Origin of the sequence: Flagellimonas marina, from assembly GCF_042651185.1 — a bacterium.
Classification (GTDB): Bacteria; Bacteroidota; Bacteroidia; order Flavobacteriales; family Flavobacteriaceae; genus Flagellimonas; species Flagellimonas marina.
Genome location: NZ_JBHSCL010000010.1, coordinates 148,684 through 171,057 on the forward strand (window position 1 = coordinate 148,684; position 22,374 = coordinate 171,057).

General features: G+C 44.5%; 45 protein-coding genes. All 45 read right to left on the reverse strand.

The window, feature by feature from the left end:
- Positions 1-53: 53 nt before the first annotated feature.
- Entirely contained in the window at positions 54-1,109 is a 1,056-nt protein-coding gene (locus ACFOWS_RS17615) for an NUDIX domain-containing protein (protein ID WP_379767486.1), read from the reverse strand.
- 173 nt (positions 1,110-1,282) lie between these two features.
- The gene (locus ACFOWS_RS17620) at positions 1,283-2,209 is read right to left on the reverse strand and encodes an SPFH domain-containing protein (protein ID WP_379767489.1); all 927 of its coding nucleotides are present in this window, start codon (positions 2,207-2,209) and stop codon (positions 1,283-1,285) included.
- Positions 2,210-2,270: 61 nt separating this feature from the next.
- Positions 2,271-2,654, reverse strand: a complete 384-nt coding sequence (locus tag ACFOWS_RS17625; RefSeq protein ID WP_016053931.1) for a DUF5856 family protein — start codon at positions 2,652-2,654, stop codon at positions 2,271-2,273.
- A 9-nt stretch (positions 2,655-2,663) separates the two neighbouring features.
- Positions 2,664-2,948, reverse strand: a complete 285-nt coding sequence (locus ACFOWS_RS17630) for a lysis inhibition regulator (RefSeq protein ID WP_016053932.1) — start codon at positions 2,946-2,948, stop codon at positions 2,664-2,666.
- Positions 2,949-3,055: 107 nt separating this feature from the next.
- Positions 3,056-3,448 carry a hypothetical protein gene (locus ACFOWS_RS17635; protein WP_016053933.1) on the reverse strand — a complete coding sequence of 131 codons (393 nt, stop codon included), beginning with the start codon at positions 3,446-3,448 and terminating at the stop codon, positions 3,056-3,058.
- 30 nt (positions 3,449-3,478) lie between these two features.
- Positions 3,479-4,147, reverse strand: coding sequence for a thymidine kinase (locus tag ACFOWS_RS17640; RefSeq protein WP_449267395.1), 669 nt, complete (start codon positions 4,145-4,147; stop codon positions 3,479-3,481).
- Positions 4,056-4,271, reverse strand: coding sequence for a hypothetical protein (locus ACFOWS_RS17645; RefSeq protein WP_379767622.1), 216 nt, complete (start codon positions 4,269-4,271; stop codon positions 4,056-4,058). The genes ACFOWS_RS17640 and ACFOWS_RS17645 overlap by 92 nt, the downstream gene beginning before the upstream one ends.
- Positions 4,264-4,476 (reverse strand): hypothetical protein, encoded by a 213-nt coding sequence (locus ACFOWS_RS17650; RefSeq protein WP_016053937.1) that lies wholly within the window; start codon positions 4,474-4,476, stop codon positions 4,264-4,266. The genes ACFOWS_RS17645 and ACFOWS_RS17650 overlap by 8 nt, the downstream gene beginning before the upstream one ends.
- Positions 4,473-4,970 carry a macro domain-containing protein gene (locus ACFOWS_RS17655; protein WP_379767501.1) on the reverse strand — a complete coding sequence of 166 codons (498 nt, stop codon included), beginning with the start codon at positions 4,968-4,970 and terminating at the stop codon, positions 4,473-4,475. Before ACFOWS_RS17655 ends, ACFOWS_RS17650 begins: the two co-directional genes overlap by 4 nt.
- Positions 4,971-5,194: 224 nt before the next feature.
- Positions 5,195-5,524, reverse strand: a complete 330-nt coding sequence (locus ACFOWS_RS17660) for a hypothetical protein (protein WP_379767504.1) — start codon at positions 5,522-5,524, stop codon at positions 5,195-5,197.
- A gap of 2 nt (positions 5,525-5,526) precedes the next feature.
- A complete protein-coding gene (locus ACFOWS_RS17665) occupies positions 5,527-5,928 on the reverse strand; it encodes a hypothetical protein (protein WP_379767507.1) in 402 nt (133 codons plus the stop codon).
- A 67-nt stretch (positions 5,929-5,995) separates the two neighbouring features.
- Positions 5,996-6,643 (reverse strand): lytic transglycosylase domain-containing protein, encoded by a 648-nt coding sequence (locus ACFOWS_RS17670; protein WP_379767510.1) that lies wholly within the window; start codon positions 6,641-6,643, stop codon positions 5,996-5,998.
- A gap of 51 nt (positions 6,644-6,694) precedes the next feature.
- Positions 6,695-7,264: a hypothetical protein gene (locus tag ACFOWS_RS17675; RefSeq protein WP_379767513.1), complete on the reverse strand. Its 570-nt coding sequence runs from the start codon at positions 7,262-7,264 to the stop codon at positions 6,695-6,697.
- A 405-nt stretch (positions 7,265-7,669) separates the two neighbouring features.
- A complete protein-coding gene (locus ACFOWS_RS17680) occupies positions 7,670-9,016 on the reverse strand; it encodes a PhoH family protein (RefSeq protein WP_379767516.1) in 1,347 nt (448 codons plus the stop codon).
- A 9-nt stretch (positions 9,017-9,025) separates the two neighbouring features.
- Positions 9,026-9,550, reverse strand: a complete 525-nt coding sequence (locus ACFOWS_RS17685) for an AP2 domain-containing protein (protein ID WP_016053948.1) — start codon at positions 9,548-9,550, stop codon at positions 9,026-9,028.
- Complete coding sequence (locus ACFOWS_RS17690) at positions 9,550-10,020, reverse strand: hypothetical protein (protein WP_379767520.1); 471 nt, start codon at positions 10,018-10,020, stop codon at positions 9,550-9,552. Before ACFOWS_RS17690 ends, ACFOWS_RS17685 begins: the two co-directional genes overlap by 1 nt.
- Before the next feature lie 9 nt (positions 10,021-10,029).
- Complete coding sequence (locus ACFOWS_RS17695) at positions 10,030-10,425, reverse strand: M15 family metallopeptidase (RefSeq protein ID WP_016053950.1); 396 nt, start codon at positions 10,423-10,425, stop codon at positions 10,030-10,032.
- A 67-nt stretch (positions 10,426-10,492) separates the two neighbouring features.
- Positions 10,493-10,918, reverse strand: coding sequence for a hypothetical protein (locus ACFOWS_RS17700; protein ID WP_379767524.1), 426 nt, complete (start codon positions 10,916-10,918; stop codon positions 10,493-10,495).
- Between the two features lie 28 nt (positions 10,919-10,946).
- Complete coding sequence (locus ACFOWS_RS17705) at positions 10,947-11,267, reverse strand: hypothetical protein (protein ID WP_379767527.1); 321 nt, start codon at positions 11,265-11,267, stop codon at positions 10,947-10,949.
- Between the two features lie 36 nt (positions 11,268-11,303).
- The gene (locus ACFOWS_RS17710) at positions 11,304-11,567 is read right to left on the reverse strand and encodes a hypothetical protein (RefSeq protein WP_349044116.1); all 264 of its coding nucleotides are present in this window, start codon (positions 11,565-11,567) and stop codon (positions 11,304-11,306) included.
- Positions 11,568-11,906: 339 nt separating this feature from the next.
- Positions 11,907-12,335, reverse strand: coding sequence for a hypothetical protein (locus tag ACFOWS_RS17715; RefSeq protein WP_016053954.1), 429 nt, complete (start codon positions 12,333-12,335; stop codon positions 11,907-11,909).
- Positions 12,332-12,685 carry a DUF7238 family protein gene (locus ACFOWS_RS17720; protein ID WP_379767532.1) on the reverse strand — a complete coding sequence of 118 codons (354 nt, stop codon included), beginning with the start codon at positions 12,683-12,685 and terminating at the stop codon, positions 12,332-12,334. Before ACFOWS_RS17720 ends, ACFOWS_RS17715 begins: the two co-directional genes overlap by 4 nt.
- The gene (locus tag ACFOWS_RS17725) at positions 12,663-13,040 is read right to left on the reverse strand and encodes a hypothetical protein (RefSeq protein ID WP_379767535.1); all 378 of its coding nucleotides are present in this window, start codon (positions 13,038-13,040) and stop codon (positions 12,663-12,665) included. Before ACFOWS_RS17725 ends, ACFOWS_RS17720 begins: the two co-directional genes overlap by 23 nt.
- On the reverse strand, positions 13,040-13,333 hold the full coding sequence (locus ACFOWS_RS17730) for a hypothetical protein (protein WP_379767538.1): 294 nt from the start codon (positions 13,331-13,333) through the stop codon (positions 13,040-13,042). The genes ACFOWS_RS17725 and ACFOWS_RS17730 overlap by 1 nt, the downstream gene beginning before the upstream one ends.
- A complete protein-coding gene (locus ACFOWS_RS17735) occupies positions 13,333-14,484 on the reverse strand; it encodes an SPASM domain-containing protein (RefSeq protein WP_379767541.1) in 1,152 nt (383 codons plus the stop codon). Before ACFOWS_RS17735 ends, ACFOWS_RS17730 begins: the two co-directional genes overlap by 1 nt.
- Before the next feature lie 10 nt (positions 14,485-14,494).
- Positions 14,495-14,701: a hypothetical protein gene (locus ACFOWS_RS17740; RefSeq protein WP_379767544.1), complete on the reverse strand. Its 207-nt coding sequence runs from the start codon at positions 14,699-14,701 to the stop codon at positions 14,495-14,497.
- Positions 14,698-14,958, reverse strand: a complete 261-nt coding sequence (locus tag ACFOWS_RS17745) for a hypothetical protein (RefSeq protein WP_379767547.1) — start codon at positions 14,956-14,958, stop codon at positions 14,698-14,700. The genes ACFOWS_RS17740 and ACFOWS_RS17745 overlap by 4 nt, the downstream gene beginning before the upstream one ends.
- A 142-nt stretch (positions 14,959-15,100) precedes the next feature.
- A complete protein-coding gene (locus ACFOWS_RS17750; RefSeq protein WP_379767550.1) occupies positions 15,101-15,352 on the reverse strand; it encodes a hypothetical protein in 252 nt (83 codons plus the stop codon).
- 328 nt (positions 15,353-15,680) lie between these two features.
- The gene (locus ACFOWS_RS17755; RefSeq protein WP_379767553.1) at positions 15,681-16,271 is read right to left on the reverse strand and encodes a hypothetical protein; all 591 of its coding nucleotides are present in this window, start codon (positions 16,269-16,271) and stop codon (positions 15,681-15,683) included.
- Positions 16,268-16,657: a hypothetical protein gene (locus ACFOWS_RS17760; protein WP_379767556.1), complete on the reverse strand. Its 390-nt coding sequence runs from the start codon at positions 16,655-16,657 to the stop codon at positions 16,268-16,270. The genes ACFOWS_RS17755 and ACFOWS_RS17760 overlap by 4 nt, the downstream gene beginning before the upstream one ends.
- A gap of 122 nt (positions 16,658-16,779) precedes the next feature.
- Entirely contained in the window at positions 16,780-16,977 is a 198-nt protein-coding gene (locus tag ACFOWS_RS17765; protein WP_379767558.1) for a hypothetical protein, read from the reverse strand.
- A gap of 85 nt (positions 16,978-17,062) precedes the next feature.
- Positions 17,063-17,371: a hypothetical protein gene (locus ACFOWS_RS17770; RefSeq protein ID WP_379767560.1), complete on the reverse strand. Its 309-nt coding sequence runs from the start codon at positions 17,369-17,371 to the stop codon at positions 17,063-17,065.
- Positions 17,368-17,901: a DUF262 domain-containing protein gene (locus tag ACFOWS_RS17775; RefSeq protein ID WP_379767563.1), complete on the reverse strand. Its 534-nt coding sequence runs from the start codon at positions 17,899-17,901 to the stop codon at positions 17,368-17,370. Before ACFOWS_RS17775 ends, ACFOWS_RS17770 begins: the two co-directional genes overlap by 4 nt.
- Positions 17,894-18,232 carry a hypothetical protein gene (locus tag ACFOWS_RS17780; protein WP_379767566.1) on the reverse strand — a complete coding sequence of 113 codons (339 nt, stop codon included), beginning with the start codon at positions 18,230-18,232 and terminating at the stop codon, positions 17,894-17,896. Before ACFOWS_RS17780 ends, ACFOWS_RS17775 begins: the two co-directional genes overlap by 8 nt.
- Positions 18,233-18,239: 7 nt before the next feature.
- Positions 18,240-18,500, reverse strand: a complete 261-nt coding sequence (locus tag ACFOWS_RS17785; protein ID WP_016053971.1) for a DUF7415 domain-containing protein — start codon at positions 18,498-18,500, stop codon at positions 18,240-18,242.
- Complete coding sequence (locus ACFOWS_RS17790; RefSeq protein ID WP_379767570.1) at positions 18,487-18,876, reverse strand: hypothetical protein; 390 nt, start codon at positions 18,874-18,876, stop codon at positions 18,487-18,489. The genes ACFOWS_RS17785 and ACFOWS_RS17790 overlap by 14 nt, the downstream gene beginning before the upstream one ends.
- A complete protein-coding gene (locus ACFOWS_RS17795) occupies positions 18,873-19,286 on the reverse strand; it encodes an NUDIX hydrolase (protein WP_379767573.1) in 414 nt (137 codons plus the stop codon). Before ACFOWS_RS17795 ends, ACFOWS_RS17790 begins: the two co-directional genes overlap by 4 nt.
- Positions 19,286-19,531, reverse strand: a complete 246-nt coding sequence (locus tag ACFOWS_RS17800; protein ID WP_379767576.1) for a hypothetical protein — start codon at positions 19,529-19,531, stop codon at positions 19,286-19,288. The genes ACFOWS_RS17795 and ACFOWS_RS17800 overlap by 1 nt, the downstream gene beginning before the upstream one ends.
- Positions 19,528-19,788 (reverse strand): hypothetical protein, encoded by a 261-nt coding sequence (locus ACFOWS_RS17805; protein ID WP_379767579.1) that lies wholly within the window; start codon positions 19,786-19,788, stop codon positions 19,528-19,530. The genes ACFOWS_RS17800 and ACFOWS_RS17805 overlap by 4 nt, the downstream gene beginning before the upstream one ends.
- A 7-nt stretch (positions 19,789-19,795) precedes the next feature.
- Positions 19,796-20,092 carry a hypothetical protein gene (locus tag ACFOWS_RS17810; protein WP_379767582.1) on the reverse strand — a complete coding sequence of 99 codons (297 nt, stop codon included), beginning with the start codon at positions 20,090-20,092 and terminating at the stop codon, positions 19,796-19,798.
- Complete coding sequence (locus ACFOWS_RS17815) at positions 20,089-20,355, reverse strand: hypothetical protein (protein WP_379767586.1); 267 nt, start codon at positions 20,353-20,355, stop codon at positions 20,089-20,091. Before ACFOWS_RS17815 ends, ACFOWS_RS17810 begins: the two co-directional genes overlap by 4 nt.
- Positions 20,352-20,690, reverse strand: coding sequence for a hypothetical protein (locus tag ACFOWS_RS17820; RefSeq protein ID WP_379767589.1), 339 nt, complete (start codon positions 20,688-20,690; stop codon positions 20,352-20,354). The genes ACFOWS_RS17815 and ACFOWS_RS17820 overlap by 4 nt, the downstream gene beginning before the upstream one ends.
- Positions 20,691-20,700: 10 nt before the next feature.
- A complete protein-coding gene (locus tag ACFOWS_RS17825; protein ID WP_016053978.1) occupies positions 20,701-20,841 on the reverse strand; it encodes a hypothetical protein in 141 nt (46 codons plus the stop codon).
- Between the two features lie 296 nt (positions 20,842-21,137).
- The gene (locus ACFOWS_RS17830) at positions 21,138-21,695 is read right to left on the reverse strand and encodes a hypothetical protein (RefSeq protein ID WP_379767592.1); all 558 of its coding nucleotides are present in this window, start codon (positions 21,693-21,695) and stop codon (positions 21,138-21,140) included.
- A gap of 3 nt (positions 21,696-21,698) precedes the next feature.
- A complete protein-coding gene (locus ACFOWS_RS17835; RefSeq protein ID WP_379767595.1) occupies positions 21,699-22,322 on the reverse strand; it encodes a hypothetical protein in 624 nt (207 codons plus the stop codon).
- Between the last annotated feature and the right edge of the window lie 52 nt (positions 22,323-22,374).

Consider the following 22,374-nt stretch of genomic DNA (forward strand, 5'->3'; position numbering starts at 1 on the left):
TGTATATAATACAAAAGCCCTCACGCGAACGCAAGGGCTTTTTTAATCTTTTATCAGAGTCCCGTGAAAGCTACAACGATTTGATAGTGGTCATCGAAGAATTCCCCTTGTCGTTGTACGACCTCATGTAAGGGCATCCAGAACGCCTCTAACGCATCGTCAGAACCGCCCATAATGCGGGGCAGACTACCATCATTGTTAGGCTCTAACTTGATGTACTGCGCCACAGTCGGTTTTGAGAAGTATACGGAACGTTTCGGATGATCGAACAGCATCGAATTACGGATTGAACCACGGATAACCTTTTCAGGAACTTTGATCCGCACCTCTTCGAGCAGTTCACGGATCGCACAATCCAGGAACGTTTCATTTGCGTTTTTGTGTCCGCCAGGAAGGGCTAACGCGTCTTTACCTGGTGCGAACTTACGACGAATTACCAGCAGGTGATTGTTACACACAACCACACTATCACCCGTGCAGCAGTTTAGCGCTTCTGGGTATGGGTAGTTTTTGAATTTCTCCAATTCGCTTTCCCATTTCTCGTATTCGTAGTACAGTCGCCAAAATGTATCCGTCATCATCCATGAATTGATATAACTCACAGTAGACGAAGGAACATAACGAGATAGTTTCTTATCCCATCCATTCTTATGCAAAAAGATGGTTGGTCGCAAATCGGTCGCAGATAAATCTTTCCCGTCAACCTTAACTGGATCTACCGGAACATGAGTCCATCCAAACGCTTTCAGCCAGTATGAATCAGCATCCTTTTCGTAACCATAGATCGCGATGTTGTCGCCTTTGGTTTCGTCGATTGCTGTACGAACAGAGGTTTTCCATTTTTCTTCGTTGTAAAGATAATCAGGAATATGAGCAAATTTAACACGACAAACATCTTCGTATTTGTATTCAGTCATCAGCCACGAAAAGATCATTCTTTCGCGTTCGTTCGCTGTCAGAGGGTTTAAAACGTTAGGGTAAGCATATGCTGAACCCAGAAGGATGTAAACGATCTTTGCTTCTTCGAGTGCTTTACGCACCATTGCTGCATGACCATTATGGAAGGGTTGGAATCTGCCAATTACGACAGCTTTATCAAATTGTTTCATAACGTGCTCCACGTTTAAAGGTTAATCATAAAACAGACGCAATCACCAATACACCAAGAAAACCGCCAATAAAGCCGAAGAATAGCGAAATGAAGATAGTAAGGATGATCTGTTTTATGTTCATTGTAGTATTCTCGTTCGGAGAAAGCCCCCGCTCTGGGGGCTTTAAACCCTTATTTACGAGAATCGAAAATCACTTTACCAGCGTAATCAGAACCCATGACAGTTTGAGGTACGCCGCCCTGATATTTGTCCGCGATGGTCTGCTGAACATCAAGTTCTTTCCAGCGGATCATTTCTGGGGTGATTGTGCGTTGCAGAATGGCGTTTGCTTCGGCTTCTTTCTTAGCCGCATACAGACGGGCATCAGCATCACGTTCGTTAGCCTGTGCAGCGTTGCTACGGGCTTCTTTGTCGGCTACTGCCTGAACAACTGCCTGTTGAGCGATTTGCTCTTTACGAGCAAGTTCTGCTTTTTCTGCGTTCACCTGTTCTTCACGAATTTTCGTGTTTTCAACCTGCTTCTTAATCGCTTCCGGCAGGTCGATATCCTGCAAGAATACCTGTTTCACGGTGTAACCGTAAGGACGGGCATACTCTTCTACTTCCTGCTGAATTGCGATCTGTAGCTGGCTTTGAACTTCTGCATTATACAGATCCTGTGCTTTCGGTACAGATTTACCGAACTCACGGACGGTAGACAGAAGTTTTTCAGTCACGTACTTATCCAGCGCCTGATCCTGACTACCCGCATTGATACGGTTGATCGGGGCTTTGCTACCATCGAACTGTAACATCACGGTCATATCCACAGTGGATTTGAATTTATCCTGGGACGGAACCTGCAATTTGTCAAACTTCATTGCGATGTCTTTGGTGTTGAACACCTCGAAATCAGCCAGTGGATTTACCAGGTGGAAACCAGGCAGAACAGGCTTCGGTGAAACTTTACCCATGAAGGTTTGAGTTTTTACCGTACCATCCTGAACGATAGTGTACGAGTTCGGAACCAGCCACAGAGCGGCGATTACGCCCAGAGCGATCAGTGTGGTTTTCTTCGGGTTGTTTACGATAGTGTTTAAGTTCATCATTATTTCCATTGGGTTTATGTTTCAATTCGATAGTTATTCTATCATCACTTTTTCGCTTGTCAAACTCTTTTTAAGAAAGTTTTGTCAGCTTGTAAATCGTTTGATAGCACAAGCCTTTGATCTCGTCCAGGACGTTCTTCAATGAACTATCTACTGAATCATAGATTTCGTTGGCTTCATCGGCTATTTTACGGAGATACGCGACCGTGTCAAGCACATTTTCTGTTTTTAATACGGGTTTGTATCGACCAGTAATGCCTATATGGATTTCGGTGAATTTATCAACCAAATCCTGCATATCTTCGTAAAACCCTTCAAATGCTTTATGCTGTGAATATGAACCAGTCGCAAAATGTGCGCTGTGCATATAGGTTACAGACATTAAGCAAGTGCCAATAAAGGCATCAATTTTACTCGCGGTATCGCGTTCTGTTACTTCGTTAAACGTCTGCATCTTCATCCCTTATGAACGATGAATAGCGGCGAATTCACTTGCAACCCGTAGCCCTAAACGTTTACATTCGGGTTCGGATTTACATTGCTTCTGCTGCCATTTTCGTTCCATGTAATTATAGAATAGTTCACTGGTATTTACGCTGGGAGGGATGGTGTCAAGATATACCTGTAGCGCCGCATTGATATAGTAATCGAACTCTTTGGCGACTACTGACCTATCATCAGCATGTGATGACGGAGACAAGATTAACAAACCAAACATCAGCGCTTTAGATATGCGTTTAATGTTCATAAGCAATTCTCTACGTGCTTACGGATCAACAATAGATCCGTTCCTGTATATATTTATAGCAAAAAAGGGGCGAATCGCCCCTTATGTAAAATTAGTCTAAAAATACATCAAGTTATCTCATACCAGCATAAGCTACGCTCAAAAGCGCGGATCTTATTTGCGTTCTCGATATTTTCATCCCATCCAATTACGCCAGCTTTCATCCGGCGTAATTCCTGACGCATTTTAGCGCGTACTTTCGAATCAATCTTTTTCACAGCGATTGAAAGCATCGCGGAGATATCACGATGAGCTTTGTTACCGTCGCGATTCAGGTTTTTATCGAACCGGATATATGCGCAACCTGATTTGTGTTTCCAGTTGGTTGTATACCAACGTAAACCATCAGGACTTTCCCCGTGCTGTGCATAATACTCTGAAAATGCTTTTGTCTCTTCGATCTGTTCGATGGAAGACTTATCACGGACTGGAACATATTTCTTACGGTAAGTACGGCTCATAGTGTTCTCCTTTGTTTGTCTGAATACACCTTAACAGTTCAGGCCCACAGTATCAAGAAGTTTTTCATGATAATGTTTGCGACAGAGCGAAACGTATTTGTCTTCGGCTCCGATCTCAACCTGCGCCCCTTCGGTTACGAAGTTGCCTTGTGCGTCGATACGTGCAACCGTAGTTGCTTTACGTCCACAGTGACACATTCCCCGCAGTTCTCGGATCTCGTCTGCCCAGGCCAGCAGCCAGTAAGAACCCTCGAACAGATTCAACTGGAAATCAGTACGCAGACCATAGGCCATAACGGGGATTTCAAGTTCATCGACAACACGACACAGATCGAAAACGTTTTTCTTCGAAAGGAATTGCGCCTCGTCAACGAAGATGCAAGCAATTTTATTCCGGCGCTGGATGTCCCAGAACAGATCCATATCAGGTGCAATCAATTCACACTTTTCATTCAGCCCGATACGCGAACTCACTGTGTTTGATGTGCGGGTGTCGATCGCTGGCTTATAGATTACAACGCGCATACCGCGCTCTTTGTAATTGTGCGCGTCCGTCAACAGTCGCGCACTCTTTCCAGCGTTCATTGATGCATAGTGATAATACAGTTTAGCCAATTGTAAACCATCCGTTACCCATGAGTTTTTTGTTATGTCGAGCAAGTTGCACTTTGATTTCTGGCATCTGGATCGCAATATCATACTCTTCTTTCGTCATAGTATGATTTGCGCAACCCATACACCCGCACACCTGCGCGTTACACCAACGGAGTGTTCCGTATGTCGCAATCACTTTCATTGCTTTAGCTTTGATTTTGTCAGTCATGATTAGCTCGCTCCACCGCTACCGCATCACGAACAGCATCGGTGATTTCATTTTCAACGAAATCCAGGATATCCGCTGTAATGTCGTCGATACAGGATTGATTGTAGTTGCGTGAATCAGGATCATCATCTTCGGCATAATCCTGATACGCTTCGCCCAGTTGTTTCAGCTTGTGTTTTAACAGCTTTTGTTCTTGCGGTCTCATGATAAATCCGCCTTATGTGGATCAACCGATGGATCGAAGTGAACAACGATGATCGGGTAATCTCCCGTACACTCGTCAATAATAGCGCTAATACGCAGCCAATCGCCCCCAGCAAGCCCCGCACCGATAAGAGGGGTAATGATAGGCAATTTTTCAGGAAACGCACTGGCGCGTTCTACGGCGCTCACAAAGCATGACCGGATTGCATCATAATCCACTTGTGGGCCAGCACCCCAGAATTTAAACTGGGTATAGGCATTGAAGACAATCTGACCTTCTTCCGTCATGTAGATGGAGTTAGTGCCTAACTTCCGTTGATCGCCTTTCATCGTCAGTGCATCAATTTTGAACGCACCAGGGATTTTGTGCTTCACTTCTTTAGCAATACCCGCGCCCATGTTGCAATAACAGTTACACCCATGAATCAAGTGTACTTTTCGTTTCAGGAACAACTCTACAGCGTTCCCTTTGATTTCTTTAATAATCATTTTCATCACCTGTATAGTGGCGGTAAGCCAGCACAGCCAGCCCCGCGATCACAACCACAACACACATTAAGATATAACCTGTGTTCATTTAAATTCATCGTCCCATCTTTGCCACGCTTCCAACTCGTCATCATATACAGGGAACGAGCTTTCGTTTGGCTTTTTAACGTAATACCAGATAATGATTGCAGCAGCAATCACACACCCATAAAAGATCACTAATCCCATCATCAGTATAATCCTATGCCAGCAACATATTCATCAACCAGGTAAGTACGGAGTTTTTCACAACGTTCCTTATTTGGCGCATTGGTACAGAGGTTCATCATTGGTTCAGACTGTAAAAACTCATGCAGTTTAACCAACTTCTGACGCTTGAAGAGGTGCGCGTTTTCTTCGCCCCACACATAAGCCGCGTCCAGTTGTTCAGCGATTACCTGTTCACATACCGCAACGTCTTTAATGTCGCGATGGTTGCAGAGTTCAGAAAGGCGGTTGTCTGAAATATCCGCATACGCGAAACCAGAAACTAAAGTCAACAGCAGCGCAAGTTTTTTCATGATTACTCTCCCAACACGTAAACAAAGCGGTCTTCGATTGCATCGTTAACACATTCGTAAATTCCTCCAGCGCGTACCGCTTTACGAATGCCAGATTTTACGATGTTCATGATCTCTATGTGGCTACCCCATACATTCAGATTGAAGTATAGGTCACATTCGATCGGATAGTCTTCTATATCGCGATACACATCATCGCTTTCATACACAAACAGTTTGCGCTTTTCTTCACCGTATTCGAAGTAAATGTTAAATGCTTTCATACTGTCTTTATCAACAGTGATTTGGAGAATTTTAACATTAGGTTGATTTTTTAGTTCGGATAGAACTGATTGGATAACACTCAATGCGTTTCGTTTAATGAGACCGCATTTTCCTACAATAACTCGATGTGATGTACTCATGATTTAATCCTCAATAGTTGGTACACACATAATAAAAAAGCCCCTGCGAAATTGCAAGGGCTTTTTATCAGATAATGCGTTTTTCTTCTAACAGCTTCGCGGTATGGTTAACCATGCGAGCATAATCACGGGCTTCTTTCTTAGAATACTTGAACCCCGCGTTGTAACTCGCAAGCGCCTTTTTCAAGTCGCCTTTGTGGTAATCAAGCCAGTATTCCAGTTCGTGAAGTGCGTACTTGGAACCACCCCGAAGGGTTTCGAGCTTATTGATTACTACGCGTTTGGAATATGATTTATCCATTCGTGCGGACGCGCTACGGGCTGTTACTTGAAAACAACCATAAGCATGATGATTCTTTTTGCCTTTCCCCACGTTCTCACATGCGCGAGACTCGATCCAGGCAATAGCCGCTAAATGATATCCCAAACGTTTCGATGTTTCCGATTCAACTGGCTTTGCAGTTTTGCGATCGTATTCGTTACCGATCCTGAAAGCGTACTCCAAAACCTTTTTCTGCTTTGGTGTAATATCATCCAATTCCTTAACATAGCTGGGGGCATTGGCTGGCGCTTTCTTCATTACTGTTGCTTGTTGTAGCGGTAAAGTTGACTTCACAGAAGGGAGTGTTTGGATAAACTCTCCTAACGGATCAGTCGCCGCGTTGCCAGAAAAAGAGCATAAGAAAATGCTGGCAGCAAAGATAATTTTCTTCATTGTAATACCTATTTGTAACAAGAGAGGGCTATGATACCCTCGTCTTATTATTTATGCAACGATTTTACGCTGTTTTGCTTCGGTCAGCTTTTTCTCGATGAATTCAGCAATGTTATAGTTTGAAATTGACGCAATCGGATCGTACAGCGCTATGATTTCATCAAACGATACCCGAACCACATGTTTAAAGTGAACGCTCCAGCTAGTCGTAAAGATTTCGCTATTGTTGAACCCACAATCAGGGCTGAACATGGCGCGATATTCGTACCCTGTGTATTCTTTCAAACGGTTTGCGCTGTGCGCGTTGCTGGTGATCAGGAATTTCCCTGTGTGAGTCTCAATCACGAAGAAATAACCCAGACGTTCTTTATTGTCCAGCATCGTTTCAAACTTACGATTGTTTTCTTCGCGCTCAACACGGGTTTCGATCATCTTCCAGACCTGTTCATATTCAGGCCAATCATGCTCGACAACAACCCCTTTTATGGGTTCTTTGCCTTGCTCTTTACGATAGCGATCAATTTTATTCACTACCGCAGAGAGAAGCAGTTTGTCGCTATCACTTAACGCGACATCAATATCCGCATATTTAAACACTGCATAACGTTCTTCGCGTTTCATACTACTACATCCTTATCACAGACCGGACACCGGATCACACGATACACATCACGACCGCCAGTGTAATCAGTTGATACCTTTTCTTTGACATCCTGCGCAGTGTATGACAGAACAGCACCACAACGACAGGCAGTTTGTTTTGGGGTAATGCTTACAACTTGAACCATAATAACCTCACAAAAATAGTTTCACTTCGCTACCGCATTTCGGGCAGACGATATGTTTTTTCACGATGTAATCAGCAGCACGGAAGAAACCGTTGTAGAACACTTCGTTTTTCTTCTGTACATCAGACAGTTCATACTCTAACCCACTTTTGCAGTTAGCGCAAACGGTAATTAGCTTTGGACTGATAATAACGTTGATCATGTATACCTCACGAAAAAGGGGCCGAAGCCCCCTTGATCAAAAATTGTCTTCAACAAAAGCTGCAAGTCGCCCACGATATACGGTATCCAGGATCACATGACTTGAATGACCGTACTCTTTAAGTTTTTCAACCGCATACACAAAGCCGTTGTTAACAGCAGTATTGCGCGGGTTGTCAATCTGTTTAATGTTCCCGCATAGTATCAGAAGGGTGTTCTCACCGCAACGGGAAATGATGGATTTGATTTCGTGATTGCTCAAGTTTTGACATTCATCAACAATCAGAACCGAACCTTTACCCGGATCAGGATGCCCGATTGAGCGCCCACGGAAGTAATACAGGCTAGGGAACTGGACAACGTTTTTCTCCAACAGCCCTTCTACGTATTTGTCAACTTCCGGTTGATCCTTAAACAGAATGTTCAGGCTCGTAATACATGGTTCTACAGCAGGACGCAGTTTTTCGCCAAGAGTACCAGGTAAGAACCCGATTTCGCCCGACAGAGGGCTATCTGCCTTGACATACATCAGGTTTGCGAAGTGTCCCGCGTTTACCATGTGCATTGCACCAGCAACAGCCAGCATGGTTTTACCTGAACCCGCCGCGCCCATGATGGTCACAACGTCATTGTTTTTGTCCAGAATAGCATCAACGAATGACGCTTGCAGAGCATCGCGAGGCTGGATTGTTTTCATCAGCTTACGCTTTAACGCCTGTTCGTGCTTAATAGGCAACACTTCAAGCTGAAACTCTCCAGCATTCACCACACGCCCTACAATCTCACCACACGATAGAATGTATTGGTTAGGGTAGAAATCCGCGTCAGGAAGCGATGAATACGTTATAACGGCAACAGGCCCGACATACTCCAGGACTTCAACAGTTTCCCAGAACAGAGGCAGGTCGATATAACCTGAATACAACACATCACTATCTTTCAGCGAGTCATCGCCAGTGTATTGAAGAACCGAACAACCTTTAGACATCGCGATCAACAGCATGTTAATGTCACGAGTCACCAGAGTTGCGCCCTGCTGAATACAAGTTGCAATGATCCGCGCATCCTGTTTATCCAGAGGGAATTCTTCGGTGCCGTCATAATCGACGATTTTCAGTGTTACGCTTTCCGGTACTGCTGGGTTCGATAAGTTTAACGAAACCCCTGTTTGGGTAATTGCTTCATAATTTTGTCCCAGGATTGCTTTGGACAAAAGCCGGATCGCCAGTCGTGCTTCATGAGCGGTTCGCTCTTTGCTTTTCAGGTGATCCAGTTCTTCCATCGTTGCAGCGGTGATAATGATTTCGCTGTCAGGTTCGATGTAAGAATAGATTGAATATGGGTTACTAATCAAAACATTGGTGTCTAATACGTATTTTGACATACATTAACCTTATGTGGTTTCGTTAAAAAATGTGCCGAAAACCTCTTTCGCTTTCCGGTCATAAACGGCTTTTGCTTCTTCTGGAGTGGTATAATACCCCAAAAATTTTCTTTTTCCATCTATGTTTATCTGCGCTTTATACTTCCCATTTGCTTTGTGATAAGAAACACCTTTCAACCCCGTACTGCTGTTTGAATTACATTTCTTTTTCATCGCGTTTTGTTGGTTCGTCGCTTTCTGTAGATTTCTTGCTGTATCTCCATTTTCAACACCATACACATGATCTACGATAGGAGGAAGATAACCATTCTCAACGTAAAACACTATTCGGTGTCGCAAATACATAGAACCTTTAAAATGAATTTGGGAATACTCGTTCTTGCTTCCGGCTTCACTTCCAGGAGACATAGGGCCGCGCTGAATTTTCCAATACACTTTTCCCGTAGATGTATCAACATCTACATAACTCAGAAGAGACTCAATCCCTTGAATCTCTTCCTGTATGGTTCTTGATGAATAACCATGACTTTTCATTACATACCCAAACGGATAATATGGATATATGGGAACGGGTGAAGATGACTTGAACGCATACACAAGGTCAGTGTTTTTGCCAGTTCAAACCGTTCGTCGATCGTCATGTCGCATTCATCGAAAATCAGGTTGATTGCCTGATACTTGATCATTTGTCCACGGAAAATGGTATTCAGATCTTGTTTTTTCGACAGAATGAAAGACGAATCATCTCCCTTATCCAGTCCATGTTCTGTCGCAGCACAAATACCCATTTGCTTTGTCGGTGCAACGTAGATATTCAGTGTCCCTTTCGACTGCTTGATGATATCGAAAGCCGCTTTGGTTTTACCCGACATCCGGCCCATATCCAGCGCAGTTTCGAAGATAGACACACCGCCGCATTCTTGCCCCCAACGCCCATCAATGATTCGCGCAAGGTGCAGGTTACGTGACTGCTTTACAGCGTCAACATAGAATTGTGAAATCATGTTGTCGCCTTATGCAAGTTCAACGTGTGGTGCGTCGATAAATTTCGTTTCAATCGGAAGGTTTGGATCGTTCTTCCAGTTGATACCGTAACGCAGTTTTACGCCCTGTTCATCAGCGGCTTGTTTCACTGCATTCAGGACAGGCAACCACACTTTCGGGTTAGTCTGCCAGCCAGCAGGGAGAACGCTAGGATACAGATCCACAGCATCACCAGTGATGTGTTTTGAGTTCATGGTCTGGGAAACACCCTTGCGGACGTTTTCGCGCTGTTGCTCTACGGTGCGCAGACCTTCGCGTACACCAAAATCAACAGGTGAGAGTTCCAGAGCACGTTTTACCACCTTAACCAGTTCCGGCTTCACGCCTTGCAGGTTGTTCAGGCTTTTCTGACTAAATTTAAACATACATACCTCTTTATGAAAATACCCTATGGGCTACACAGGGTATTTACGGTTTAAGAGGCGCAACGTTTTACATGTAACCCCAAATTGCATCTTCCGCGCGATCGCGTTTCCAGCGAATCGTCATTTCAACACTCTCCTGTTTGTCATCAGGAGGAAGTTTATCATTATTGATTTGTTCAATATATGCTTGCGCATCTGCTTCGCTACGGAACAACGCATGGAAATTATAATGGTTGCGCCCAGTTACGTTACGATCATCCAGAGAGAATTGACCTTTATTTTCCCAATCATCATACACAGTGATTCCGTTAACAAACAGCCCCAGCCCACGATGTTCACGCGGGAAGCCAGTGATGATATGTTTTCGACCCATCTGTGCCTTTTCACCAGTGATACTGATTACTTCGTACAGGATTGCGCCAGGTTTGATATCTTTCAGGACAGCACGTTTTTCAAAAGCGTTCATAATGTATTCCTCACAATTGGTTTTCATATACAGATTATCACAATCTGGTTTGGTGTCAACAAGGTTTATCGTTTTTCGACGGGAAAGTTAACTGGAACAAGCGATCGTGTAATCCCTCGATACGCTCATACGCTTGTTTCAGGATCGTCTTATCTTCTGGGTTCGTTGTCTCGATACAGATCAGTTCGTCCGAGTCGATAGCGATCACATCATCCATCAGTGAAGCGAATATGTTCACGTCAGGGTGCGTCAATTCCTTTATCTCCGCTTCCATTCCGTCATGCTGGGATAACAGTTCGATAATATCGCGCTGTAGATCTCCCTGGTACGGGAATCCGGTTTGAAGATGATTGATAATTCTTTCTGCTTTGGTCATATTTCACCTACAAAAAAGCCCCTTTCGGGGCTGGGATTAAATGTCTTTGCACTGACAAACACCGTATTTGGTGAAAGGCTTGTCACCGCTCAGGTAAGACCAGAAATCACAAGCCTGTTCAGCGGTTTCGAAGATTGCAGCATCATAGAAGCCGTGTTCTTCGTTACCATCTTTATTGAGGAACACAGGAAGCCAGCTTTGCGGTTTGTAGCAGTCAGTAACAACTACCCAACCTTCTTTCGCTTTCATTGCTTCTTTGTTCGCTTCAACCATTTCCAGCATTTCGTTCAGTAAGTTCATTTTAATCCCCTTGTTTATCTGTTTCGTTGTCTACGAGAGAGATATTATCACAACGGGGATTAGTGTCAACAGTTATTCGAAACGAATTGTGCTATTTTTGAAAAACATTCCAGAGCACACAGATCCTTTGATCTGCTTTCCGTTCACACCAGTTGCTTCGAATCCGGTTGAGTAGGTGTCTTTTTCTGAACATGCAAACCACTTATAGCCCGTGAACTGGATGTTCGTATAACCCTGTGCTTCCAGGATACGCTGTGCCTCTTTCTCGTCAGTACAGCTTGACTGCAAGAACACAACAACGACAACCATCAAAATACACACAACAATTTTCCACATAATTTATACTCTTTTAAGGTTAGTTTTGCTGGCTTCGATCCAGCTTACTTGGTTAGATCCAATATCACCCAGACATACAGTTGTATGACTAAATGTGTTCGGTAAAGAAACACCATCAGGAGATAACAACAAATCATGTACACTTACGCTGGTTGCATACAAATAACCACCGGACGTATACAGTGTTTTTATGAAATCATATGAATCGTTGGGCCACTTGAAACGGTATTTCTGGTTCCAGAGTTCAACTTCATGCACATCATATTCATCGAACAGGGGATCGTTGCCCTTTGTCGCTTCGTAAAGCGCACCGCGCCATTCAACTAAATCCGCTTCGATATCACTTACACAAAACTCTTCTTTTGCGCTAAGTTTATCAAGCATCATTTCAATAGTGCGGATAGCCATGCTTAATTCACGATCGAGTTTCATACAATACCCTCTTCTTCGAGCACTTCCCAGATCAGGCGATCCAGGTGCATCAGGTTCCACATAACGGAGTCATACGAACCCAGCGAGCGGGAGTAAATCACTCCCCATGAACGATAAGCCTTTTGGAATGATTCAGCACTGTTTTCATCGTGCGGCATATCGTCACCCGAAGCGATCAGCAGTTTCAGAACCATCAGGCTATTGAGCGCCTTTGGCGTGAATTCCTGTTCGCTTAACTTCATCGCGTACCGTTCGATGATCGCGATTGACTTCGGATCTTTAATACGCCCATCTGTACGACGCGTTTTAAACGCGCTCATTAATTCATCAACTACGGCGGCACACTTCATATGCTTCATCCTTTTCCTGTACAGACATCCGATTATAGCGGATCTCTTCGCGCTGTTCAACTTCTCTCACGGCTTCGGCTTTCTTTTCAGCGGTCAGTATGTGATGTACTACAGCGTTTCGGATTCCCCAGAGATATTCAATCATCTGCATATCTTCAACGGTGTGATAGCCTTTCGCATCACATTCAAATACAATTTCATCGCGTTCTGCCATTGCCACCTGTGCGGTAGAAGGACAAATAACCATTCCAGAGTATTTTTCAATCAACGATTCCAGTGTACGCGGTTTTGCTGGAATGTCAATAGATACCGGAACCATTCGCATCGTTGAATCATTATGGGATTGATAAATCATCAGAATGTGATCTCCGCAAACTGCATTCTACGCTCAATCGCATGGATAGCGTTATCACGCTGTTCTTTGTTTTCATATCCAGCCCAGGTAATCGGGGTTGAACAAATCAGGTGAAAAGTGATTGCTGGGTGTCTCTTCCCTTCAACAACGATTGTTGCATCATCTTCGATCCAGGTTACGTGATCCAGATTGACTGGATAGTTTCTTACGGTAACAGATTCACCAACCAAAGGCGACACGTCCAGAATATCACGATCACGAACGTATGATTTAATACGAGATACGATTAACATTATTTCAACTCCACTGCATATACATCGGTTTCAGGGGCTTTGTGTACGCGCATATCTTTACCACATACAGCATAAGCCGGACAGTTACGGCAACCGTTATGATCCTTGTTGCCCGTCAGTTCTTTACGGAACTGTTTTGTTTTCGGGTGTTCCCAGATATCCTTCACAAAATCTTCGGCTTCCAGAACATCCAGACCTTCTTCCCAGCCACCTTCAACCCAACGTTCGGTAAACGAGCAAGGGAAGAACTGACCACGTTCATTAATGTAAGAGCTAAACATCGTCGCTTCACAGTCTTCGGCGTATTGCTTGTACTGTTCGAAGTTCGGGTGTCCCTCCATCGCTTCAACGAAAGCGGGGGCTGAACAGCTATCGAATCCAAATCCTACACCAGAATCGAGGCAATATTCAACAAGTTTTTTATACTGTTCGCGGGTAACGGTGTCCCAGTTCTTACCGCGTCCCTTTTGTTTCAGTCCCAGGAACACGATCGCGTTGACTTGTTTCAGGCGCGGATCATTCTTCACAGCGTCAACCACGTTAAACGCATCATCGTAGGTTTTCGAGCTAACCATGAAGTGAAGGTTGATTTGCTGTTGTCCGGCTTCTGTCAGGTTCGCTACTGAATCGAAAGCGACATCAAAGCCAGCGTGTTTATAAACCGATACCGCAACAGCCCCAGCAACCGCCGCTAAACGCGCTGCAACGTCTTTTGATACATCAGCAATGGTAAGGTTCGGCACAATGCCTTTAGAACGCGCATACGCCATCATATCGAACATATCAGGGTTCGTTACACCTTGTGCGTCAGCACCGAGGGCGCATTGAGTCAACCAGGGCATTTTGTCGATGATTTTTTTGAAGTTGGCAAGATCCATGTTGAACCCGTTCGGGTTATTGGACTTGTAGCAGAACCCGCAGAGTTTACCCGCTGGCCCGTTGCATTTGGTAGTGATCTCGATATCGAGAATTTCGGGGAATGGTGCGTATTCTGGATCGTGGGAATATGTTGCACCCCAGCGAGCGAATTCACCGGTATCAACGTTGAAATTATAGTTGTAGAACTTCGAGCGAGCGAAGCGCATATTACCGTGTTGATAGATGAACAGGGACGGCGCTTTGATGCTGGTAACGATATCAACAGATTTCATAATATAATTCTCAAAATTTAACGTGGGAACGGAAAACAGCGCGAGCAAGGCTTTCGTTGTCGAACGGTATCGACTGGTGTTGCTCTTTTCTGTCAATGTTAACGCGCCAGAACTCACTAGAACCGTTTTCTGTGGAGTAATGCAACAGCGTTACCGTTTTATTCTTTTCCAGGAAGGTGCGTTTGTCAATCTCTGTTTTGATTGTGTGTTGCATCATTTTATACTCCGTTTCAGTTTACGTTCGTCAGCCAGTTCTTTTTTGTACGTTTTGATGTACTTCCCGTTAAGGGTGCGAAGCTGTTGGAAAACCTTGTTGCACAAAGCACGTTTCGCTTTGTATTCCGGCGTATTACGGATTGATTCGATCGTCATCCCCATTTCGTTTTTAGGGTATGCGCTCAACTCCGCGCCGATCTCTCTGTACCAGTTGCTTAACTGATCACGCTGTGCTTTGTACTCTTCAAAAGTTAACATTATAACTGATCTCCGTAATCTTTCGCTGCATCTTCGGGGGTTGCGTCCAGTCGGTAAAGCTCAACAGCTAACGGGCTGGGTTTGATTTCGCGGTTCAGGATCTCACTGATACCGCGAAGGAATTCGATATAAGGACGGAATCTCATTTGATACGTACCGCGTTAAAAGCCTGGTTGCGCAGTTCATAAGCCTGTTCAAGCTGTTCAGTAGTGAACAGAGGGCTATCGGTATTAGTGGTGAAACTGCAAATGGTTTTGTGATCCGCGTTGACTTCTTCAACAACGATTTCGTAACCCCAGATCCCACTGTACTCACATTTCACGTTCCGGTACTTGATGTAAACTGCTGCAACATCTTCTTTTTTGTAGTTCCGGCTTTTGTAGATGATTTCCATGATTTCCTCCTTTGTTTCGATGTGTGTAATATAACAAAAGCCCCTGGCGGTTGCAAGGGGCTTTTTAAACAAAAAGTGCTATTTTGTTTCTTCGAGGATTCGAATGATTTCGGCGCGGGTGATCGGATGTTTTGCCAGCTCACGGATCGCGTGATCAACGTGTATCTTACACATCAAAAACTTCTCCCCGCACTTGTCGCATGTTGCATACATATCGCCATGTATACGCCCGATCCCATCGGTTACAGAATGATGCATCCACGCGTAAGGAGTTCCCCGCATCCATCCGGTAGCAACATGTTTACATTCTCGTTTTCGTCCGAACATATTACCACCCGTTAGGATTGCGGAAATGTGTTTGCCAGTAGCGCAGTTGTTCGCGGTTCATGTTTTGGGTATCAATCACCATACTCTGAATCATCTGCAACATCATGCGGGTTTGATTGACATCCTCCAGGCTCGCTATACGCTGTTTTAAGGCTTTGTTTTCCTCTTCTAACTCAACCATACGGTTGTATGCGTTGACGCGCTCCAGAGGCATATCAGGGCGCTCTTTGAGGACACGGGCGCGGGATACTTCACATTCATGATTTGCTTTCCAGTGCGCGGCTTCTGATTCTGCTTTTTGCTTGTCTCGAAGCGCGAGTGACAGATCGCTAACCAGATCCAGAACCGTTTGCGGATCTACGGTTTCCAGATATTTTCCGAGATTCTCTTCCCAGCTTTTAATCTGTGTTGGGCTGTCGCCATATGGAACGCCGTATGAGAACACCCGTTTATACTCTTTACCCCTGAAACCATATTCCTGATTTCCCTGGATGCTCATATTTTCAACGAGAGTCCACTTACTACCCATCATATAAGAAATCGAACGGGCTGATTTTTCAATTTCTTCAAGTTTTTCACTTGTTACTTTCATTTTGTACTCCACAAATCATGTTGTGCGCGAAGGATAGCGTAAAGGCTACCGATATTGATCGAATCGACCGGACACTGGAACATATCAGAGCGCATCATATTGAACTCAATATTGTTCTGTTCAACGAAGTTACCAATCATTGATGTCCAGCCCATTACCAGGTTATATCCGTCTTCGGATAACCCATAGGCCAGCGTAACCCGGATACAACGCTTATCAGCAAGTTCTACGCTGATACAGTTACTTGAATGCATAGAATTGCATGGAAATTTGCTAGGAAACTTACGGAACATCTGGGTAAGGAGTTTAGCCGTTTCAATGTTGATCGCGCGTTCCTGATCCCTTTGCGCCTGGTTGTCATGACGGCGATTCAGATACTTTTCCATTTTTGGGTTGAGATTCACATGTTGCATAATATATTCCTCACAGGTTTAAAACGTTCTTTTCCGGTTCCATCACACGAACCGCATGTAATAATCGGTTCGTGCGGCCTTGCGTTCGTGGAAGTTCATGCTTTGTTGTAAACCTGAACAACCCACATTTCGATGTTCGGTGAGTAAGTAACGTTCACCATCGGCATAGTGCGGTATTTGTAAGCGGCTTTGTACGCATCGAGTTCAGTCGGAACACAGAAAGAGAAACCGTTGTCATAACGTTCTGCGTTAGAAACTTCACAACCAACTACAGCAGCAATGTTTTTGTTCATGTTCATGATGTTTTCCTTTCTCTGTTTCGTTTCGATGTGTGTAATATAACAAAAGCCCCTGCATTGCTGCAAGGGCTTTTTCACTTCAATCGAATTTTTCTGGCAACTGGTCTACAAGTGCTTGAGTTTGATGAAGTTCTTCACTCAATTTATCGCGATAATGAACCAATTCGCGGGTTCTTGATGCGGAATAGCTAATGAGTTTATCAGCGGTAGCGGTGTAACCGTAACCACCACACGCGATTTCCAGTTTCGTGTTGTCGCCGTTAGGTACACGGATATGAGCATACGCCAGCAAGTTTTTAACCGCTTGCAACAGTTCATGATCTTCTTTGCCGATGATAAACTGGTTTGGTTCTGCTGAATCCATATACAGTTCTTCGTCTTTGTTCATTTTGCAGCCTTATACATTTCCAGGACGCGGTTCATGTGATCTTGAGATTGAGGCACACCCGCGAAGTTCAGTTTGATGAAGAATTCCAGACGATCCTTTTTGGTGCATTCATCCAGCCCCAGGGCAGGTAATGAAATGTTTTCAAAGGCTCGTTGTTCGTGTCGTGGCATTTCGTCCCAGAACAAACGGGAACCGTCCGGCATAGGAATCCCAATTTCACCTTCGTAGACTTTGATAATCGTCGTCAGGCGTTGTTTGCCGTCGATCACTTCTACCCAATGGGTTTCGTTGAACTGACTATCAACCGCGATCGCAATGATACCGCAAGGGAAACCACTGATCAGAGTAGTCAGGAACGCATCTTGCTCTTTCTGCGTCCACACATAGGGGCGCTGGTAAGATGGATTCAGATCAAGATCTTTATGCTTCCACCAATGCAGATAACTCCCAACCATGATCGCGTGATCGCGACTGCGAAAAGTTAACTGATCGCGGATACGGTTATGAACCGGAATATCATCTTTAGACATGATTCACCACCCAGCCCAACAAACCAGTATTGATAGCCGCAACGGTAAGGCAAATCACCGCCAACACCCGCGCGTTATGAACTTTGGTTTTCAGTTCTGCGATCTCCTGATCCTTTTCACTTTCGAACTCTTCGCGGGTTCCATAGTAACCAGGATCAGCAGCGGTTGCGATACGCACTTTGTCGGTTTCGAATAATGTTGATTTTCCATGATCCGGCCCAACCACACCCAGAATACCATCACGATCGGTATTGACAATTCCATGCGTTCCGGCTTTGGCAAACTTACCATCTTTAACGGTTACTACACGATCGCCAGCTTTGTAAGTCATAATATGATCACTCTTTCACGTTTTGTTGTAGGAACTCTAACAGCTTTCCTTCGGCCTGTAAAGCATAAAGTTTATTCAGCTTTGCGATGTTCTCAAAGTCTGATTTTTCGCTGAACGACCAGACACCATCATCGGAAACCAGCGCACCAATTGATACGCCAGTTTCAGGATCACGCGTCAACGCCAGCCCCAGGGGATGCAGGATATCTTTATTGATTTTCCAGATCAGACCCAATTGAGATAAGGTGTTGAAATCAACGTGACTCATTAGGCAGTGCTCCGAACGAAAGCAGCCCCATACGATGATCGTTATCTGCTTTATCCCTGGTGAAAGTGAACTCTTCACCGCTGATACTGATAGCGCGGAAACCGTCTTTCAGGTATGGCAACAGATACAGAGGGATCAGCATCATGTTTGAATCGTCGCTCCACTTACGGAAGCCCAGATTTTTCATTTCTTCCAGCGTCAGGTCATTTGGATCGACGGGTTCGAAATCAGGGGACATGTAAAGGCGCGTAGGGAGATCGCGGATATTCTTAGCGGCGAACTCGCTACCCCATGACTGATACGCGATAGGTTCAGCAGCGCGGGTTGCGGTAGCCAGGAGGATCATTTGACAAATTTGAAAAGTTGTTGCTTTCATGATGTATATCCCACAAGTTTAGATAGAAGTTGTCCCATAGTCTTACGCGCATGATCGCGGATCTGGCTATACGGAACATATTTGAAACCGTCCATTTCTGTGATGATTCGCCCGTTCTTCACGAACGTTGAAGCACAGAAACATTTATCAGCTTCGGGGTAATTGTCGCCTTTATACACGAATAAGTAAAGCTCTTTTTTACTGGTATAATCCAGTCTTCCGAGGCTTTCCAGTTCGTGCGGTTCAACAAGAACTCCGGTTTCTTCGAAGCACTCACGGATCGCAGCGTGAATAGGTTCTTCGCCTTTTTCAATATGCCCCTTTGGGATGTCCCAATGAGGCGTTTCGGTTGCGTGACCCATCAAAACGCTGCCGTTATTCAGGAAGAGAATACCAGCAGACCGTTCCATTACTGTGCTCCGAACTTATGATCGTATGCTGCCAGCGCTTTATCTGCTGCATCAACAGCCTGGGTATGTTTGTTAGCGGAGTTCTCGCTGAATACTTCGCGGTAAATGCTAACCCAGAGAGATCGGCGGGTCTGTTCGCTTTCTTCATTGACGCGAGAAGCCGCAAAAGCGTTATGTTCTTTGATCAGTTGTGCGAATTCAGCATCATGATCAATGGTTTGTTGTTGAATAGCTGTAGAAGTCATAATTCACCTATTTCTTTCAGTTCAGTTTTGAGTTTTTCGAGAGTCGATTGGTACTGAATGCCGTTTTCTGGATTTGGCAGACGGGCATAATACAGCGTACCAGTTTTGTTGATGTCTGACAACACCTCTTGATCGAGGGTAGCCGGATCGATGCCAAAAGCCATTTTAAACATGGTTTCCGCGTCTGGGGCGAATCCGTGAGAGAATGCAAACCCCAGCTTTTTATCAAACTGCATCAGGGATACTTTGTTACCCATTGATATCTTATTCCCCATAATGTTCTTCGTAATCCTCGCATTCTGGGAGATAGGTTTCGCAGAACATACACAGCGTGAAGAATGTAGGCTGGCGAATTCCGATATTATCGGGTAAGTACATCCAGAACGTGTTAGCAAACACGATGAACGTTTTCAGGTTTTCAACGGTTACGGTACTGACACCATCATAACCGGATTGAGCAATTGCGCGTTCCAGGGGAACAGGGTATTGCTCGCAGTAATCGACGTAATGATCGCTTGTTACAAGCGCATTAGCCGCTTTTACGAGATCGGTAATTTTCATTCAATATATCCCCAACGAATTTTTACGTTATCTTCTGACGCCGGACTTGTAGGAGTTGGGTATGGATAACTTTGCGCTTCCCACAGATAAACAATGGCGTGTTTTGTCAATTCTTCGATAACTTCATCGAAAGTACCGACACTGGTTTGTAAAGGCAACGAGAAAGGTTTATCGTTGGTTTCTACTTGAGCGATTGGCCCATCTACCAAGATAACACGAACCGTTGTGTGCTCAGACATATGAGCATAGATTTTGTTTTTCATGCGGGTACATATTCCACTTTGACAGGTTTTGCGATAAGGCGTTCTTTAGTGAAGCCTTGCCCGTTACAGATATCACAAGTAACATTGAAGTCTTCCATCTGATCAACCCAGCCAGAATCCGGTAAGCCAGAAGGATACGTGTTAACACGTTTGACTTCGAACCCTTTACCCTCGCATTTCGGGCATTTGTGTGGGTACTGGGATTTAACCATACTCAGCAGTTGCCCCAGCGTTGTTGAACGTTCGAAGCGTTCGACCAGTGCCATTACATCAGCAATACGAATCGAACCAGCATCAATAACGGTATACAGGTTTTTCGGTACATTTGAGCACATAGTATATTTCTCACTTAAAAAATTTTTTGATGAAAGAGAGGAACAATCCACCACCGAACATGATCCAGTATCCCGCGCCGTCACCGTTAAACAGGACATACACAGCGACACCATAGCAAAAGATTTCCGCGATATTCAGTAAGTTTCTCATAACTCCCTCCTTTGTCTACACCAGGTATTTTACCAGAAAGTAGATTACTGTCAACAACAAAGTTTTATCAACCCACTTATCACCAGTCATTAGTAATCCCCTACAGGTTGAGAAGATGCAACGCTCAGGATACGGAAAGAGCATTCATTCCATTTGCAATAAGTTTTCGCACAGTGAACAGTGCCTTTCATTACAAACCCGTTTGAGAACACCAGCCAGTAAAGTTTCATGATTGCCTCCTTTGTTTCGACACCCCTAATATAACAAAAGCCCCTGCACGAATGCAAGGGCTTTTTTCAAATATTTTTCAACATGTGTAGTTGAGGCGGACAATCTTTTGAAGCAATCAGGCGATCCAGGCGTGACATAACGCGTCTGTAGCCGTCATACTCGAACTTGATTTTAGGTGCGATGTAATTAACATGGATCGCGTTTCGCGTGTTCAGGCTCAACGTGTACTCAGGGATAACGGTTCGGAATCGTAAAGCAATCACTGGCTTTTCGTGAGCAACCGAATCATCCATGTTTTCGAACATCTGGACGGTGAACGCACAGGCAAACACTTTGCCATTAATCCGGCGATATGCAATGACTTCTTGCATACCTTCGTTTTTCGCTTTCACCGCGTAATACAGAACGTTACACGAATAATGTTTAGCGAGACTATTAAGAATTTCACTGTAGATCGCAAAGTCTTTTTTGACTGACGCGGAACGATCCAGGAATCGGTCTGCGATGTGATCTGTAGTCATTGAAACCTTTGTCACATACCAATCACTTAACGCTTTACTGAAATTTTGGTTAACTTCTCTGCGTAAGTTATTGATAACATACATCAATCGTGCTCTGTTCATAAATCACCCATTATATTTGAAATACTCAATCTGGCGCAGACGTTTTTCCGCTGCCTCGTTCGAATCATATTCACCAAGTTCTTTCGTGCGATCATGGTTCAGCACAACCCACTTATCGCCGCGATGTTCGATGTGCTCCGTGATGTCTTCGACTTTCTTATCCAGATCCAGCGGTTCAGCATCTTCCCGGATGATAGTCAAATCTACGGGCAATGTCAACAGTCTTTTAACTCCGCTGATATCTTCGATGCGGGAATCATACGCGAGGGTTACATGTGGTTTGTAATCGTCATAATCGTATGTTGCTCCAGCATCCATTGCATCTTTGAAGCGGCTATGGAGATAATCAGACTCCAGAACTCCCACGATCGTATTACCGTATTTCGTTTCCCACTTCTCCACGTCAACCAGTCGGGCAGGTTCAGAGATACCGGAGGCAGGGAACAGATCAACCGTCTTACGGCTATACACAATCGTTGTATGCAGTTTTGCAGCGGAAACAGGATTCTCTACACCCAGAAGTTTTTGCACCTTCGCGAGCGCTTCACAGGAAGCCTGATCGAACTTCGCACACATATAGATCCCCGGATCAACTACGGGTTTCGCTACTTCAATAAAACTTTTCATGTGTACTCCAAATGAAAAAGGGGCTTTCGCCCCCAGTGGTTAAACGCCTAAG